The sequence below is a fragment of the Sphingomonas sp. genome, from assembly GCF_017304635.1.
In the GTDB taxonomy this organism is placed as follows: Bacteria; Pseudomonadota; Alphaproteobacteria; order Sphingomonadales; family Sphingomonadaceae; genus Sphingomonas.
Genome location: NZ_JAFKMA010000002.1, coordinates 496,672 through 512,961, shown reverse-complemented (window position 1 = coordinate 512,961; position 16,290 = coordinate 496,672). Strand labels below are relative to the sequence as shown.

Here is a 16,290-nt window from a genome sequence, read left to right as displayed (position 1 = left end):
ATCGTGCGCGCATCGCGCGGCACGCCGACCCGCGAGCGCCGCGCGATCAATCTCGTCGATGACCGGCTCGGCGAACTGATTGGTCGTGAATATGTCCGGCGCTTCTTCGACCCGCAGCGCAAGGCCGCGATGCTGGTTCTGGCGAACAACGTGAAGGCCGCGCTGCGACGGCGGCTGGCCACAAACGACTGGATGACGCCCGCAACCCGCGATAAGGCGGTCGCCAAGCTCGATCGGATGACGGTTCAGGTCGGCTATCCCGACGTCTGGCGGGACTATTCCGGAATCAGGATCGTGCCCGGCGACCTCTACGGTAACGTCGAGCGGTCGATGAGCGCTGACTGGGAGCGCGAGCGCGCGATGCTCGCCAAGCCGGTCGATCGGCGGCTGTGGGATCTGACGCCGCAGACCATCAACGCCTACAATTCCGGACAGCAGCTCAAGATCGTCTTCCCCGCCGCGCGGTTGCAGCCGCCCTTCTTCAGCATGACCGCCGACCCGGCCGTCAATTACGGCGGGATCGGCGCAATAATCGGCCACGAATTGACGCACAGCTTCGACAACGCCGGTCGCCAGATCGATGTTTACGGCAACTTCAAGGATTGGTGGACGCCGACCGACGTCGCCGAGTTCGATCGCCGCATCGCCGTGCTCGGCGCACAATATGACGCGTTCGAGCCGTTGCCGGGACAACACGTCAACGGCCAGCTGACGATGGGCGAGAACATCGCGGACCTCGGCGGCCTGCTCGCCGCGCTGGACGCCTATCATGCATCGCTGGGCGGCAAGCCCGCACCGGTGATCGACGGACTGACCGGCGACCAGCGCTTCTTTCTGTCGTACACGCAGGTGCGGCGTTCTAAGGACAGCGACGACTTCATGCGAGCGACTCTGTCGAACGACGATCACGCCCCCAACCGGTTCCGCGTGATTGGCGCAGTGCGTAATGTCGATGCTTGGTATGGCGCGTTCGGCGTGAAGCCGGGCGAGAAATACTATTTGGCGTCAGGGTCGCGCGCACGGATTTGGTAGCGCCAGAGGCGACAATGCGCCCCCCTTCGGACATCTGTCGTGGCATCGGACAGACCCGTAAGCTGCCGTCAATTCGAGGCGTTTCCGTTTCTATGCGGCACAAAGAGTGCGGCTGGCCGTTGCGCAATCATCTCGAACGGCGGGAACTCTTCGATGTCGATAATCATCAATGGGTCGGCAACGGAAGTGCCAGCCGATCCGCGTGTCTCACTGCTCGATTTCCTGCGAGAGGAACTGCGCCTGCCGGGCACCAAGAAGGGATGCAATCAAGGGGCGTGCGGAGCATGCACGGTGCTCGCGGATGGTGAGCGCGTGCTCTCCTGCCTGGCGCTAGCGGTGCAATACGACGGCCGCGAGATCACGACGATCGAGGGCCTGGCCGACGAAGATGGGCTGCATCCGCTGCAGGCGGCGTTCATCGAACATGACGGATTTCAGTGCGGCTATTGCACCCCTGGGCAAATCTGTTCCGCGATCGGTATGGCAGTGGAGGCGAAGCGCGGCGTGCCGAGTCACGTCACTGCCGACCTTTGCGGCGACGTTGCGCTGACCCGCGATGAAATCCAGGAACGGATGAGCGGCAACCTCTGCCGCTGCGGCGCGCACAACGGGATCATCGATGCGATCCAGGAAATGCTCGCGGCGGAGGTGGCGGCATGAGCCCGTTCGATTATGCCCGCGCTGAGAATGTGGCTGACGCTTTGCGGCTGAGGAGCGCGCCCGCTGCCGCTTATCTCGGCGGCGGCACCAATCTCGTCGATCTGATGCGGGAAACGGTTGAACGACCGCGCAGCTTGGTAGATGTCACCGGCCTGTCCGCCGCGATCGAGGAGACGCCGGCCGGCGGGATGGTTATCGGTGCCGCGGCGAAGAACACGGCGCTCGCGGAGCACCATACCGTGCGAGCGCGATACCCGATGTTGTCTCGCGCCATCTTGGCCGGGGCTTCGGCTCAGATCCGCAACATGGCGACCGTCGGCGGCAATTTGCTCCAGCGGACGCGGTGCGCCTATTTCTACGATACGGACGGATCACGCTGTAACAAACGCTCACCGGGCTCTGGCTGCGACGCGATTGGGGGATTCAATCGCGGACATGCGATCCTGGGTGCGTCGTCGCAGTGCGTTGCGACGCAGCCGTCGGACATGTGCGTAGCGTTCGCGGCGCTCGATGCTGTGGTGCACCTGGAGCGTGCCGGCAGCAAACGCACCCTGCCGTTCGTCGAGCTACACCGCCTGCCGGGGGATCATCCGGAAATCGACACCGTGCTGGAGCCCGGCGAATTGATCACCGCGGTCGAATTGCCCGCCTTGCCGATCGCGTCAAACTCGACCTATCGCAAGGTGCGCGACCGGGCGAGCTACGCCTTTGCGCTCGTGTCTGTTGCCGCCGCGCTGAAAGTGACCGACGGCCGGATCAGCGACGTCCGCATCGCGCTTGGCGGGGTCGCCCACCGGCCATGGCGCGCGTTGAAGGCCGAGATGGTGCTGCGCGGCAAGCCGCCGGGCGACCAGTCATTTCGCGACGCCGCCATTGCCGAACTCGCAGACGCTCGGCCGCTAAGCGATAACGGTTTCAAAATCCCGCTCGCCACGCGGACACTCGTCGCCGTGCTGGGCGAGTTGGCGGGAGGCGCGGCATGAGCATCGTCGATAACGCGAAGGGGATCGCGCAGGGTCTTCTGCAAGGCGCGATAGCCAAGTTGGTGCCGCTGGCGCCCGACAGCTGGATACCGGGGGGCAGGCCCGACCCGCTTATTGCGCGCAAGCATGGCCTGATCGGTTCGCCGGTGTCGCGGCTCGACGGACCGCTGAAGGTGACGGGTGCCGCCCGGTTCGCCGCGGAGTTCGCTTTCGACGACATGACCTATGCCGCGCTCGCCTTTGCAAAGATCCCGCGCGGACGGATCGTCTCGATCGACAGCGCCGCGGCCGAGTCCGCACCCGGCGTCGTGCTGGTGATGACCCATCGCAATGCGCCGCGTATGAACACGCCTGGCGTGTTCGGGTCGTCGCCGACTGCGGTCGGCCCCGCCGACCTGCCGATCCTACAGGACGACCGCGTTCACTGGAACGGCCAGCCGATCGCCTTGGTGCTGGCGGAAACGCAGGAGCAGGCCGATTACGCCAAATCGCTGCTCAACTTCACGTATGAGGCCGAGCCTTCGACGACAACTCTCGAAGAAGCGAAAGCGAACGGCGTCGAGCAGGGCCTCTTCATGGGCGAGCCGCTACTTGACGAGGTCGGCGATGCCGAAGGCGCGCTCCGCGATGCGCCGCATCGGGTCGATCACCTCTATCGGACGCCGCGCCACAACCACAATCCGATCGAACCGCACGCCGCGACGATCGCGTGGATCGACGGCGAACTGATCCTGCACGACGCAAGTCAGATGGTCACGGCGCAGGCGCAAACGATCGGCGAGGTGTTCGGCCTCGAGCCGGGACAGGTTCACCTGACCTCGCCCTATGTCGGCGGCGGGTTCGGCTGCAAGGGGCTGTGGGATCACCAGATCATCGGCGCGGCCGCGGCCAAACTGGCCGCGCGGCCGGTGCGCATCACGTTGTCGCGCGAAGGCGTCTATCGCGTGGTCGGCGGACGCACGCTGACCGAGCAGCGGGTCGCGCTTGGCGCGAACCCCGACGGCAGCCTCGAAGCGGTCATCCATACCGGCCTGTCGGTGATGACGCCGCACAACAACATGCCGGAACCCTTCATCTTGGGCACGCGTGCAGCTTACGCGTCGCCAAACATCAAGCTGCAGACGAATGTCGCGAGGATGAACATGCTCGCAAACACGTTCATGCGAGCGCCGGGCGAGTCGGTCGGGACATTCGCGCTTGAATCGGCGATTGATGAGCTTGCGGTCGAGCTGGACATGGATCCGATCGAGCTCCGGATCAGGAACGAGCCCGACAAAGATCCGGTCTCCGGACTGCCCTTCTCGTCGCGCCACATCGTCGAGGCATGGCGCAGCGGCGCGGAACGGTTCGGCTGGGCCGAGCGAAGCGCGGTGCCGGGGATGCGCCGCGATGGCGAGTGGCTGGTCGGCATGGGCTGCGCGACCGGCACCTATCCCTACTACCGCATGCCGGGGGCGGCGGCGCGCCTCACGCTGGTTCTTGACGGCGACGGTGTTCGCGCCAAGGTCGCGGTCGCCGCGGCGGAGATGGGGATGGGCACGTCGACCACCACCGCGATCGTTGCGGCGGAACGGCTCGGCCTGCCACTCGAGCGGGTCGAAATTGCCTATGGCGACTCCGCGATCCCCGGCGCGATCATGGCGGGCGGATCGCAGCAGACCGCAGCGATCGGCGCCGCGGTGATTGCGGCCCACAATGCGCTGGTCGCCGAGTTGCTGACGCTGGCCGGCAACGACTCGCCGCTCGCTGGTCTGTCTCCCGACGACGTCGGCAGCGAGGATGGCGGGCTGGCCAAGCTCGACGATCCGGCCCGCCGTGAAAGCTACGCGTCGATCCTCGCCCGCGCGCAACGTGATCAGATCGAGGTCACGCAGAAAGGAACGCCGCCGCTCGAGCTGATGCACTGGTCGATGCACTCTCACAGCGCCATCTTCTGCGAAGTGCGGGTGAACAGCGTCACCGGTGAACCTCGCGTCAGCCGCATCCTGGGCTCGTTCGATTGCGGCCGGATCCTCAATCCCAAGACCGCGCTTAGCCAGTTCCGCGGCGGCATCATCATGGGCCTCGGCATGGCGCTGATGGAGGAAACGCAGTTCGATGAACGTAACGGGCGGATCATGAACCCGAGCCTCGCCGAGTATCACGTGCCGGTCCACGCCGACCTGCCCGAGATCGATGTGATATGGACCGACATACCCGACCCGCACACGCCGATGGGCGCGCACGGGATTGGCGAGATCGGCATTACCGGCGTCGCAGCGGCAGTGGCGAATGCGGTCTACAACGCTACCGGAACGCGCATTCGCGACCTGCCTATAAGGCTCGACAAACTCTTTTTGACGGCGGGCGAAAGCTGACCTGCATTGGCGAACCACGGGCGGGATTGCGCCCCTTTGTCGTCGTTCGACGAGGGATCGAAGAACCTCAAGAGCAGACATGCATAAGAACTAGTCTCGGATCAGAAGCACGACCTCTCCGTTCAGAAGCGAATTCGAAACCGTCTGTCAGGTGAGGTCGGCGCGATGCGGCAGCCTCCAGCCCGGCCTGAAGAAGTGGCAGGTGTAGCCGTTGGGGATGCGCTCCAGATAATCCTGGTGCTCGGGCTCCGCCTGCCAGAAGTCGCCTAGCGGAGACACCTCGGTCACCACCTTGCCCGGCCAAAGGCCGGAGGCGTCAACGTCGGCGATGGTTTCCTCCGCCACCGCCTTCTGCTCGGGCGTGGCGTAGAAAATCGCGGAGCGGTAGCTTGCGCCCCGATCGTTGCCCTGCCGGTCGCGCGTCGTCGGATCGTGGATTTGGAAAAAGAACTCGAGCAGCGCACGATACGTCGTCCGCGTCGGATCGAACACGATCTCGATCGACTCGGCATGGTTGCCGTGGTTGCGGTAGGTGGCGTTAGGCACCTCGCCGCCGGAATAGCCGACGCGCGTCGAGACGACGCCGGGCAACTTGCGGATCAGGTCCTGCATTCCCCAGAAGCACCCACCGGCCAGCACCGCGCGCTCGGTGCTCATGCCACGTCCTCCACCTGCGTGAGATAATTGCCGTAGCCCTGGGACGCCATTTCGTCGCGCGGCACGAACCGTAGCGACGCGGAGTTGATGCAGTAGCGCAGCCCGCCCCGGTCGCGCGGGCCGTCGTCGAAGACGTGGCCGAGATGGCTGTCGCCGTGCTTCGAACGCACTTCGGTCCGGGTCATGAACAACGACTTGTCGACCAGTTCGGCGACGTTGGCCGGCTCGATCGGCTTCGTGAAGCTCGGCCAGCCGCAGCCGGATTCATACTTGTCCGCGCTGGCGAAGAGCGGTTCGCCGGAGACGACGTCGACGTAGATGCCCGCCGCCTTGTTGTGGAGCAGCGCGCCGGTGCCGGGCGCCTCCGTGCCGTTCTGCTGCGTGACATAATGCTGCTCGCAGCTCAGCGAGGCGACCGGCAACCGTTCCTAGGAGCGTCGAGCGGCAGACGACGTTGCCGGTCGCCGGGTCGACCACCGCGTCAGCGGCGTTGTACATGTTGCGGACGATCTGGGCGTTGGTCTGAGTGTAGACCACGTGCGATTCGCCATATTGGACATAGGCCGAGCCGCGCCAGCTGCCGCCGAACTTGGCGTCGAGGCCGCCGACGAAGCGCTTGGTCGTCGTGTCGTTGACGTCGTGCGTGGGACCGACCTCGATCGAGTTGCGCCCTAACGTGAAGGAGGTCAGCCCGGCATTGGCCATCGCGGCTTTCACCGCCTGCGGCAGATAGGCGTTGTCCGAGAAGATCGTGAACGCGTTCGCGCCGATATTGAAGGTCTCGAGCGTCGCCAGATAGTCCGAGTGAAGCTTGCCGTAGAGGCCTTCGCCATAAAGCGTCAGGTTCGGCGTGGCTTCCCAGGTCACCCGACCGAACACGTTGGCCAACTGCAGCGACGGCAGGAGATTGGTGCGCCGGGCGGTACCGTCACCGCCACTCATCAGACCCGACGTGACATATTGCCCCTTGTTGAATGCGATCAGCGAACCGTCCGGCGCGAACTGCATGTTGGCGAGCGCCGTCGGACACGCGACGGCCCCCGCGGCATTGCGGCAGCCGGTGATCAGCCCGCCGCGCGTGCCGTTCGAGTCTTCGACGTTCGGGGCGATCACCTGGTACGGGGAGGTCGTGCTCTCGCCGATAATGCCCCAGCCCTGCTCCGCCCAGGTCCGCCCGTTATAGTCGAGGTTGATCCCCTTCTGGCGGAAGAAATCCCCCGAGACGACGAGGTTGAGTTTGTTGTCGGGCGTACCGAACCCGAGCGTCAGGTTTGCCTTCATCGATGGTGCGTCGCCGCGACCGGCGACCCCGCCCTGAACGTTCCCCTTCACACCCTTGAACTTGGAATCGAGCACGAAATTGACGACGCCGGCCAGGGCATCCGAACCATAGGCGGCCGAGGCGCCGCCGGTGACGACATCGACCCGGCTCACCAGGCCTTGCGGAATGAGATTGGCGTCGGTGGTCCCGTAGAGCGTCGTCGGCGCGATACGGCGCCCATCGAGCAGGACGAGCGTGCGGAACGGCCCAAGACCGCGCAACGCGAGGAGATTGGCGCCAGCACCCGACGTGCCGAACGCGGCGCCGGCCGAGGACGGCCGCTGCGATCCGCGAAGCACGGGAATCTGATTGAGCGAATCGGCGAGGTTCCCCGGCTGGGCGGCGACGAGCTGCGCGGTCGACACGACGGTGACCGGGGTCGGGGCCGAGGCACCATTGGTGACCGTGCGCGAACCGGTGACGACGATGTCCTTGCCTGTGTCGGCGTCGGGCTGGTCCTTGGCGGGCTCGGTCGGTTTCTTGTCGTCAACCGGCTTGGTCTGGGCACATGCCGGCGCTGCGGCGGCGATCAGTCCAAGGACGCTGACACCAACGAGTACCCCGTATTTGCGTCGCGAATTGCGGGACCACGTCATACCTTCTGTCCTCCTCTCTGAACCCGCCGCACTCTGAGTTGCGTGTGGGTTGCCGATGCAGGGATCGACCGTGCCAGTAGAGGCGGAGCGATTGGACGCGACAAACGAAGCTTTTCCGCTTCGCATGAGCCAAGCTTAGGTGAAATGGTGGTCAGGCGGCGATGGGTGGCAGATGCGGTGTCTTGATTTCGTCGCGCAGCCAGCGCTCGATCCGACGGATCTTCATGGTATGCTCTTCGCCCCGGCGGCACGCGAACCAGTATTTGTACTGGCTGATGAGATCGTGATCGAACGGCGCCACGAGCCGGCCGGCTGCGAGATGCGACGCAACGATCACGCGCGGCAACAGCGATATGCCGAGACCGTCCAAGGCGGCTTGTACCGAGACGTTGAGCGTTTCGACCTGGAGCTCCCGGCCGCCGGCGACGGTGCGTCCGGTCCCGGCAAACCAGTTGGTCCAACCCTGCGCATGCTCGCGCACCAGCACGCGCTTCGCCTGCAGGAGGTCGTCGACCGTGTGCAGGTTCTCTGCCAGCGCCGGCACGCAGATCGGCGTGTAGGCGAGGTCGGCGATTTCCTTGGCGTAGAGGTCGGCGGGCGGATTGATCGAAAAGCGGATCGCGACATCGAGCCCGTCTGCCACCAGGTCCATCACCGAATGCGCGACGACCAACTGAAGCTCGAGTTGCGGGTTGGCGAGCTCGAACGCCCGGATGCGGTGGGTCAGGAAGGCGTTGGCAAAGGCGGGTGCGCAGGTCATGCGCAGGACGCGCGGATTGCGGACCTGTTGCACGGCGGCCGCGCCATTGCGCAGCTCGTTGAAACCCCGTTGGACGAACTGGTTGAGGATGTCGCCCGCCGAGGTCAGGCTGACCTTGCGGTGTTGCCGGACGAACAGGGGTTGGCCGAGCGTCGTCTCGAGATTGCGGATTTGATAGCTGATGGCCGACGGCGTCAGGCTCATTTCCTGCGCCGCCAGTTGGAAGGAGCCGAGCCGAGCCGCAGCTTCGAACGCGCGCAGCGCGCTCAACGATGGCAGAACGTCCAATGGCCCTCCTCTTGCCCAATCTTCGGTTGAGCCAGATTCAGCCTAAAACGAAAAGCTTCGTTTGTCGCGGACAAGTCGACACGGTCTTCTAGCGAGCACGACGCGGCGGATGACCGCGAGAAAGAGAGACCATGGCGGCCATCGTCACCGTTGTTCACATGCACCCGAAACCCGGCCAGCGCGACGCGCTGCTTGCGGCCGTCGAGACGATCGCGTCCGACATCCGCGCGGAAGCCGGCTGCGACCTCTACGCGCTCCACACGACCGACGACAGCGTCGTGACCATCTCGAAATGGGCCGATGGTGATGCGCTCGCGGCGCACGCGAAGGGCGAGCCGGTCGTCAGGCTTCGCGCTGCAATCGCCGACCTCGTGACCGGGCCGTCGTCGATCCTGCGCCTGTCGCCCACCAACACGGCGAGCGCCGAGCGAGCGGAGCTCTGAGGGTGCTCAATCGACGCACCGTCCTGATTACTGGAGCGGCACGCGGACAGGGTGCGGCCGCCGCCCGGCTCGTCGTCGAGGCAGGCGGCCGGGTTATCGTCAGCGATATTCGGGTGCCCGAGGGCGAGGCGATCGCCACCGAACTCGGCGCCGCCGCTACCTTCGTTCGCCACGATGTCGGCGACGAAAACGATTGGCGCCATGCCATCGAAATCGCGACGCAGATGGGGGGCCTGCACGGTCTCGTGAACAACGCCGGCGTGCTCCTGACGAAGGGGCTGAGGGAGACGACGCTGGACGAGTGGCAGAAGCTTGTTCGGGTCAACCAGACCAGCTGCTTTTTGGGGATGCGCGCCGCAGCGCCGCTGATCGAGCAATCGGGGGGTGGGTCGATCGTCAACATCTCGTCGATCGCCGGGCTGCGGGGTTCGGCCCGCAACTTCGCTTATGGCGCGACCAAATGGGCGATGCGCGGCATGACTCGTGCCGCCGCGGTCGATCTCGCGCCGCGCGGCATCCGCGTGAACGGCATCTATCCCGGCTCGATCGATACCGAGATGTTGTCGATGTGGACGCCCGAACGGCGGGCGGAATGGCTGCAGCGGGTGCCGCTCGGACGCATGGCCGAGCCGTCCGAAGTGGCCCATCTCGTCTTGTTCCTGCTGTCAGACGAGAGCCGCTTCATCACCGGGGCCGAGATAGCGGTTGATGGCGGGAGTTCTGCGACATGACCGCCATTCTCACTGGAAAAGTCATCATCGTGACGGGGGCAGCGCGGGGCCAGGGCGCCGCCGAGGCCGAATTATTCGTGAAGGAAGGTGCGCGCGTCGTACTGACTGACCTGCGCGACGCGGGTCAGGACGTAGCAGCCTCGCTTGGCGAACAGGCCCGCTTCGTCCGCCACGACGTATCGAACCCCACCGACTGGGACACCGTGATCGCCACCGCCGAGGACTGGGGGGGCGGGATTGACGGCCTCGTCAACAACGCCGGCTTGCTCGACCCCGCGCCACTTTTGGAAACGAGTCTTGAGCTCTGGGAACGCCATATCGCCGTCAATCAGACCGGCGTCTTCCTTGGCATGCAAGCGGCGATACCGGCGATGCTGCGTCGTGGCGGCGGGTCGATCATCAACGTCTCGTCCAGCGTTGCCATGCGGAGCGCGCCGCGCGGGTTCGCCTATGGCGCCAGCAAATGGGCGGTGCGCGGCATGTCGCGCGCCGCAGCCATCGATCTTGCCGCTTCCGGTATCCGGGTTAATTCGGTGTATCCGGGCCCGACCGATACCGGCATGCTTGACGCCTGGTCACCAGAGCGTCGCAAGGCGGCACAGTCACGTATCCCGCTCGACCGGTTCGGACGCGCCGAGGAAATTGCCCCGGCGGTTCTGTTCCTGCTGTCGGATGCGGCGAGCTTTGTGACCGGCGCCGAAATCTCGGTCGACGGTGGCTTTACCGCCTAACCCACAGGAGGAATCATGAGCGAGACCGTAAGCGGCGTCGAACTGCGTTCGCGCGTCGAGGCCGATGCTACCCTGACGATCACGCTTGAGACGGTCGAACACGAAAAACCGATCGGGGACGAGATCCTCGTTCGCATGGCAGCGGCGCCGGTCAATCCGTCGGATCTCGTCCTGGTGTTGGGGCCGGCCGATCTCGAAACAATGCGAGCGACGGCCGATGGGTTGGTGTTCGATATCCCGGCGTCGCGAATGTCCGCCCAGGCGAATCGTATCGGCCAGTCGCTGGTGGTCGGCAATGAGGGCGCCGGGATCGTAGAAGCGGCTGGTCCGGACGCCCAACAACTGATCGGTCGTAAGGTGGCGCTGACTGGAGGCGGCATGTACGCCAGCCTCCGCAAGATCAGCGCCACGCAAGCGATCGAACTGCCGGATGAGGTCAGTCCCGCCGACGGCGCCTCGGCGACGATCAACCCGATGACGGCCCTGGCCATGGTCGAGACGGCGCGGATGGGGGGTCACCAGGCGATCGTTCATACGGCAGCTGCGTCGAACCTCGGGCAGATGCTCAACCGCGTCTGCATCGAAGACGGAATCGGGCTGGTCAATATCGTCCGATCAGCAGCGCAGGCCAAAATCCTGCGCGATGCCGGTGCGCGCTATGTCGTCGATAGCTCGGCGGCCGATTTCTCGGAACAGCTCGACGCCGCGCTGAGTGCCACGGGCGCGGTGCTTGCGTTCGACGCCATCGGTGGTGGCGATCTCGCCGCACAGATCCTGGTCGGAATGGAGGCCGTCGCCAGCCGTGGCGCTGCCTTCAGCCGGTACGGGTCAGCGGTCCACAAGCAGGTCTATATCTATGGCCGGCTCAATCCGGCTCCGATCGCGGTCACCGGCAGCATCGGCATGGCGTGGGGCATTGGTGGATTCCTGCTCTCGTCCTTCCTTGCTCAAGCGGGCCCGGAGCGCGCGACGGCGATGCGCCGCCGGGTCATGGCCGGCCTGCGCACGACCTTCGCAAGCAGTTATGCCGGAACGGTCAGCCTGACCGACTTGCTGGAACCCGACACGCTGCGCAAGCTGACGCGCCGAGCGACGGGCGAGAAATACCTGGTCGACCCCTCCCTGCGCGATCCCGCATAGCTTTAGGGGCGGACAATCGACAGCGCGACGCCCTGCCCCACCCCGACGCACATTGTCGCAAGCGCCCGAGTGGCATCTGTCGCGGCAAGCGAGCGGGCCGCCGCGAGAGCGATCCGCGTACCCGACATGCCAAGCGGATGGCCAAGCGATATCGCGCCGCCATTCGCATTCACGTGCGGAGCATCGTCCGGCAGCCCAAATTGGCGCGTGCACGCCAAGACCTGCGACGCGAACGCCTCGTTGAGTTCGATGACGTCGAAGGCGCTGATATCGAGTCCGAGGCGGTCGCAGAGCTTTCGGGTCGCTGGGACCGGGCCGATCCCCATGACCCGCGGCGCGACGCCGGAAACGGAGGCGCCTTCAATGCGCGCCAGCGGGTTGAGACCGTAGCGCGCGACCATGGCCTCCGAGGCCAGCAATAGTGCCGCAGCCCCATCGTTCAAACTCGAGGAATTGCCGACGGTTACGGTACCGTCGCGCCGGACGTACGGGCGAAGTGCGGCCAGGCTTTCGGCCGATGTGGCCGGTCGCGGATGCTCATCGACGCTCACGCGTGCCGCATGGTTGCCAGCGGTCACGGTGACGATTTCGTCCGTGAACCACCCACGCGCCCTTGCGACCTCGGTTCGTTGTTGGCTGCGCAGCGCGTAAGCATCCTGATCCTCGCGGGAAATTGCGAAGTCGGACGCCAGATTCTCGGCGGTTTGCGGCATCGTGTCGACGCCCCAAGCGGCCTCGAGCTGCGGGTTCACGAACCGCCACCCAAACGTTGAGTCGAACATCGCCACGTCGCGGGCGAACGGCGTTGCCGACTTGCTGAACACGTACGGCGCGCGACTGGCACTCTCGACGCCGCCGGCAATAACCAGCCCGGCGTCACCGGTTGCGATCATTCGGCTGCCCACGATCACTGCTTCCAATGCGGAGGCACAAAGGCGATTGAGGGTTATCCCGCCAACGGCTGCCGGAAGCCCGGCAAGGAGCGCCGACATTCGGGCGACGTTGCGATTGTCCTCGCCAGCCTGATTGGTCGACCCCAGCAGAACATCGTCGACGTCGTTCCAGTCGATCTGAGGGAAATCGTCCATCAAGCCGCGGATGGCGATGGCCGCGAGGTCATCCGGTCTCACAGCCGCCAGTGCGCCGGCATAGCGGCCGATCGGTGTCCGCCGGCCACCACACAGAAAAACGGGTTCGCCCTTCATGTCATCCACCCCATCCTGAACAGCACGGTGGAATGACGACGATCAGAAGGGCCGGCAAACGAGGGTTTTCACCGCGACACGAGATCAACTTGAGCGAATCCCGGCGGCGACTGACAGTGAGCGGCCTGCACGTGTGGCCTAAACCATCGGCAGTTCGAACAGCGCCAATCAGGCGGAGCGAGATGCGTGTGAGCCTTATCGTCGTGCGGATCGGAATTCTTCGGCGCCGATACGCTGATGCAGCCAGCGTGCTAGTGCATATCGAGGGGGAGCTCAGCGGGCATCTCGCCGCCGACGACACCGCCAGCGCGTGCCTCGTGCCGTACACTTGGTCGAGCAAGTTCCGACTGAGAACGGCAATGCGTATCGAGCTGCCCGGCAGTCGATAGCCGATCTCTTTGTTCACCATCGCATAGGCGGCTGCGTCAGTCGCCCGTCGAGCGTGCGATCGTACGCGCCTGAGAACTGCGCGCCGGCATTTAGGGACAGGTCGCCACCGCCAAGCAGCGCATGAGTACTGTCGGTTTCTGATTTGGGTCGGCGGGGGCTTCGAACTGACTCATTGGTTCGTCCGGGTAAAAATAGCGCGAATGGTGGCCACTGCCCTCGTCCTTTCCGTCGGCGCCGTAATTTGGCTGGAAGCAGCGATCGGTCTGTTCAGTGTTATTCCCCTGCTGAAGGTGCAGTAGGTGATGTCGCCGCGTCGCGACCGTCGGACATAGACCTGTCCACAGACCAGCGAGCGCGGACACGACAGAATAGCGCGCCAAACGGCACCAAGTTCGGGTTGGTCGCTCGCTTGAGACAATTGTTTTTCCACGACCTCCCGCGTTCGCGAACCAAAGCGATCTAGCAACCGATCCGTAAGGTCGTCGAGCTTGTCAGCGCGGTGATCGTTGTCGTGCATCGGATAGGTCCGAAACGGCAACACCATCAATCGCGGACATCGCCAAGGCAGGAATTGTCGCAACACGTACGCTGGCGTCCGCACGGGCGCCTTGGCGAAGGCTTATTCGCTACAACCGCAAGTGGGCCGGTTTCAGACTGTCCGCTCTTGGGCTGCTGGCGGCAACAGTGGACGTTGGCCGATCTTGCGTCGGATCGAGACCAGCTAGATCTGACCGGCTTCCTTCAACTCCTTTAGCCGCTCGATCAAATACCCAGCCGAACCATCGGTCGTCAGCGACTGTATGCGGGCCACGAGCGATGCATCGGCAAGATTGATCGTCACCTTGCCAAGGCAAGCGGCAATGAGCAGTTCGAGGACGATATCGTGCTCGCTAGCGTCTGCGTGATGGATCAGCTTTTCGAGCGCAGCCGCGCGCTTGCCCTCCTTCGCCTTCTCCGTCCAGACGAGTTCGTCGCGGGTCGCCGCGCGCAGGAACGAACTCCGTAACACGGTGTCGGTCCACTTTTGCAACAGATAGTCCTGATGGTCGAGAATCGTCGCCACCGGATAATGCCGTTCGCCGAGTTTGGGCTTGTCCGGCTGACCGACAGCGCGCTGGTACTGGATCGCCGCTGCCGCCGCGCCGATCACGTGTGCCTGGCTGCAACCGGCGTTGCTGTAAAAGGATTTGGGTCCGAGTTCGGGCGCAGCGAGCTGAGCAGGATGAAGGAGCGCATTGGCGGTCAAGCCGGCCGTGCCGGCGCCGACAAGGCTTTGGCGCCGTTCGAGCAAGGCGGGTGGCAATGGTGGGCCGTGCTGGGCCCAGCGATCGTAGAGTTCGAGCTCCCTGCACCACGGGCAAGCATCGCTCCCGCCATCCGGCATGGGTAATTCTTCGACGACATGGACGGTGTTGGGCCCCAACCGTCCGCAAAACGCCACCCACTCCTCAGGATCCTCGTCGGTATGGATGCCGATTACGAAGTTGACCTTCCCGGCAAATCCTTCGGTTCGAAGCATCTTATCGATCTGCGCGACGCGATCGGTGCCGCTCGCGACGTCCTCAACGATCGTGATTTCGTCACCTGTCTTGGCCGCGCGAATGATCGCGGCGGCCTTGGCGCGATCGCCAGTATCGGTGGCAGCACCGAGCGCCGGCAAATGGAGAACCAGGATCTTGCCAAACCGCGATTCGAGCTCAACCTCGACCTGTCCGGCGAATTTCCAGGCGGCGTCGTGGCTTGGCGCGAGCACCGCCAACTGCGGCCCGAAGCCAGCGAGCGTCGTCGCCAGCTTTGCCCTGAACGGTGCCGTCTCGCGTATCTCGTCGAGATCGAGCCTGATCATGTGATGCGGCTGCCGTGTCGCGTCGAGCCTCACCCCATCGGCATGCAGGCGAACCACCTGCGTTTCGGCATAATCGTCGAAGAAACGCCGGTACCGCTGCGCATCGGGTTTGCGGAGTCGGTAGGACACGTCCTCATAAGCGAGCGGAAAATAGACCTGGCGGTCGATCTCGATCGTCGCGGTCGCCTCGTCGTCATCCTTGTACGAAAACCGCTGATCACTCACCATATTAGAGAGCCGCGGTAGGTCGCTATCGGCCAGCGCGAACAAGGCGAGAAAGGTCGGATCGCAGCGATGACCGCTATCGGCGCTCGCTTCTTTCAGGACTTTGCCCAGGCTGCCGGATTGGGTCGCACTGATGAGGATGAGAACTCGTGTCTTATCTTCGGGCGCCGCGCCGACGTCGGCATCGATACGCTTGAGGATGCGAAGCGCCTCATCCTTCGCGGCAGTACTCCCGTCGTTATAGCCCGGCAGAATTTCCAACCTTGGCATGGGCATTGCGAGATGCTCGCTGGCGATCCGCGCCGCGTGCGACGCCAGCGATGAGATCGACCAGGTATCGACGACAATTGCCTGACGGTCCTTGAGATGCTCAAGCATCCAAAACGCGATCGCATCGAGCGCATCGCGATCGATCTGGATGTTGCCGACCCGAATGAAGTTGCTAACGATCTTGCCGCTCGGTGCGCGAAACGACGTGCCAGGCGGTGCGCTCAGCAAGGCCTTTGACCGCTCGACCAGATAGCCGAACTCGGCCTGGCGGAGCTGGTCGACGAGCTCTGCAGGCACGAATCCGGCGAGGTCGTCGGAGATCAGCGAGGTGTTGAGCGCGCGCGACAGATACGGCTGCGCCTGATGCGCGTAGAGGAGGTAAACGGAGCGATCCCTCGCGCGCCCGAACATGTCCGCTGGCTCGCCGACCAGGTCGCGGACAGGCCCGGTCCATTCCGCAGGATCGGCGGCGATGATCGCAGGATCGACCGACCATTCGACCGGCAGTCTGATGACAACGGGCTCGGTCGCGAGACCCTGCTGGCGCAGGGCCTCCAGGATGTCGCCGATCGTCTGGCCTTTCTCGGCCTGAACGATCCGGAGCGGCTGCTTGCGACCGGTGCCGCTGACGGAAGTTCGGAAGGTGTACAAGCCA

Annotated in this window: 13 protein-coding genes and 1 pseudogene; 8 read left to right on the top strand and 6 right to left on the bottom strand. The window is 64.6% G+C overall.

Annotated elements, in window-relative coordinates; genetic code table 11:
- The 4 genes from J0I47_RS09550 to J0I47_RS09535 form a co-directional block, all read left to right on the top strand.
- A partial coding sequence (locus J0I47_RS09550; protein ID WP_294046683.1) for a M13 family metallopeptidase occupies positions 1-1,032 on the top strand: 1,032 nt, incomplete at its 5' end.
- Positions 1,033-1,185: 153 nt separating this feature from the next.
- Positions 1,186-1,692, top strand: a complete 507-nt coding sequence (locus J0I47_RS09545; RefSeq protein WP_294046681.1) for a 2Fe-2S iron-sulfur cluster-binding protein — start codon at positions 1,186-1,188, stop codon at positions 1,690-1,692.
- On the top strand, positions 1,689-2,675 hold the full coding sequence (locus J0I47_RS09540) for a xanthine dehydrogenase family protein subunit M (protein ID WP_294046679.1): 987 nt from the start codon (positions 1,689-1,691) through the stop codon (positions 2,673-2,675). Before J0I47_RS09545 ends, J0I47_RS09540 begins: the two co-directional genes overlap by 4 nt.
- Positions 2,672-5,032, top strand: coding sequence for a xanthine dehydrogenase family protein molybdopterin-binding subunit (locus J0I47_RS09535; protein WP_294046677.1), 2,361 nt, complete (start codon positions 2,672-2,674; stop codon positions 5,030-5,032). The genes J0I47_RS09540 and J0I47_RS09535 overlap by 4 nt, the downstream gene beginning before the upstream one ends.
- Before the next feature lie 147 nt (positions 5,033-5,179).
- On the opposite strand, the gene msrA is transcribed toward J0I47_RS09535, so the two are convergent.
- From msrA to J0I47_RS09515, 4 genes and pseudogenes are all read right to left on the bottom strand, one after another.
- A complete protein-coding gene (gene msrA / locus J0I47_RS09530) occupies positions 5,180-5,689 on the bottom strand; it encodes a peptide-methionine (S)-S-oxide reductase MsrA (protein ID WP_294046675.1) in 510 nt (169 codons plus the stop codon).
- The gene (gene msrB / locus J0I47_RS09525; RefSeq protein WP_294046673.1) at positions 5,686-6,111 is read right to left on the bottom strand and encodes a peptide-methionine (R)-S-oxide reductase MsrB; all 426 of its coding nucleotides are present in this window, start codon (positions 6,109-6,111) and stop codon (positions 5,686-5,688) included. The genes msrA and msrB overlap by 4 nt, the downstream gene beginning before the upstream one ends.
- Before the next feature lie 955 nt (positions 6,112-7,066).
- Positions 7,067-7,606, bottom strand: a pseudogene (locus tag J0I47_RS09520) (Plug domain-containing protein); the annotation flags it as partial.
- A 151-nt stretch (positions 7,607-7,757) separates the two neighbouring features.
- Positions 7,758-8,636: a LysR substrate-binding domain-containing protein gene (locus J0I47_RS09515; RefSeq protein ID WP_294046671.1), complete on the bottom strand. Its 879-nt coding sequence runs from the start codon at positions 8,634-8,636 to the stop codon at positions 7,758-7,760.
- A 149-nt stretch (positions 8,637-8,785) separates the two neighbouring features.
- Between J0I47_RS09515 and J0I47_RS09510 the strand changes: the two genes are divergently transcribed.
- The 4 genes from J0I47_RS09510 to J0I47_RS09495 are packed head-to-tail and all read left to right on the top strand — an operon-like array spanning position 8,786 to position 11,699.
- On the top strand, positions 8,786-9,097 hold the full coding sequence (locus tag J0I47_RS09510) for a putative quinol monooxygenase (protein ID WP_294046670.1): 312 nt from the start codon (positions 8,786-8,788) through the stop codon (positions 9,095-9,097).
- Positions 9,098-9,099: 2 nt separating this feature from the next.
- Positions 9,100-9,828 (top strand): glucose 1-dehydrogenase, encoded by a 729-nt coding sequence (locus tag J0I47_RS09505; protein ID WP_294046668.1) that lies wholly within the window; start codon positions 9,100-9,102, stop codon positions 9,826-9,828.
- The gene (locus tag J0I47_RS09500) at positions 9,825-10,559 is read left to right on the top strand and encodes a glucose 1-dehydrogenase (RefSeq protein WP_294046667.1); all 735 of its coding nucleotides are present in this window, start codon (positions 9,825-9,827) and stop codon (positions 10,557-10,559) included. Before J0I47_RS09505 ends, J0I47_RS09500 begins: the two co-directional genes overlap by 4 nt.
- 15 nt (positions 10,560-10,574) lie before the next feature.
- The gene (locus tag J0I47_RS09495; RefSeq protein ID WP_294046665.1) at positions 10,575-11,699 is read left to right on the top strand and encodes an NADH oxidase; all 1,125 of its coding nucleotides are present in this window, start codon (positions 10,575-10,577) and stop codon (positions 11,697-11,699) included.
- Positions 11,700-11,701: 2 nt separating this feature from the next.
- Here J0I47_RS09495 and J0I47_RS09490 read toward each other — a convergent pair whose 3' ends face one another.
- Together J0I47_RS09490 and J0I47_RS09485 are read right to left on the bottom strand one after the other, a co-directional pair.
- Positions 11,702-12,904 (bottom strand): acetyl-CoA C-acyltransferase, encoded by a 1,203-nt coding sequence (locus J0I47_RS09490; RefSeq protein ID WP_294046664.1) that lies wholly within the window; start codon positions 12,902-12,904, stop codon positions 11,702-11,704.
- Between the two features lie 1,111 nt (positions 12,905-14,015).
- Positions 14,016-16,286, bottom strand: coding sequence for a hypothetical protein (locus J0I47_RS09485; protein WP_294046662.1), 2,271 nt, complete (start codon positions 16,284-16,286; stop codon positions 14,016-14,018).
- Positions 16,287-16,290: the final 4 nt, after the last annotated feature.